This window comes from Flavobacterium taihuense, from assembly GCF_019351435.1.
GTDB classification, from domain to species: domain Bacteria; phylum Bacteroidota; class Bacteroidia; order Flavobacteriales; family Flavobacteriaceae; genus Flavobacterium; species Flavobacterium taihuense.
This window is the reverse complement of sequence record NZ_JAHWYN010000063.1, coordinates 1-666: the sequence shown is the minus strand read 5'-3', so window position 1 is coordinate 666 and position 666 is coordinate 1. Positions and strand designations below refer to the sequence as shown.

The window sequence follows — 666 nt, the reverse complement described above, 5'->3', positions numbered from 1 at the left end:
AAGCAAAGGCTAGTGTCACGGTAACTCAGCCAGTAACACCATTAACACTTACTGAAGTAAGTAATGTCAATGCAAATTGCAACACAGGGGCAAAAGTGACTGTGCTTGCTAATGGTGGATCACCTAGCTATACTTATGCGTTTGTGGCTAACAATGTTACGCCATTGAGTACGAATTATACGTCTAGTGCCAGTGCAGTTTTACCAGTTACAGCTCCAGCACCTAATAATTATGATGTTTGGGTAAAAGACAGTAATGGTTGTACTTTCAAATTAGATATCAGTGTAGGTTTGGACGTTTCGCCAACAATTGCGATGCCATCATCACAATGTTATGTTGGAACGCCATTCACTATAGATCTTTCTGTTGGTCAAACAGTTTCAAAAACCCCTGCTACATACACTATAAATGGTTCGAATCAATCGAGTTCAATTTATACGGTAACCGCTCCGGGAACTTACAAATTGAGTATTGTTGATGCCAATGGTTGTCCATCGAATACTGTAAATTATGTAGTTCAACCACAATTGTCGCTAACCGCTAATTTGGCTCAAGATTTAACTTGTACTGTTAATGCAAGCGTTACTTTGACAGCTGCAGGAGGAATTGCTCCTTATGTTACTTATGAGGTAAATAATGGTACTGGTTATGTTGCTTCTGCGACTC

At 39.6% G+C, this 666-nt stretch carries 1 pseudogene; it reads left to right on the top strand.

Annotation, left to right across the window (positions count from 1 at the left end):
• A pseudogene (locus tag KZH69_RS20380) lies at positions 1-666 on the top strand (hypothetical protein); the annotation flags it as partial.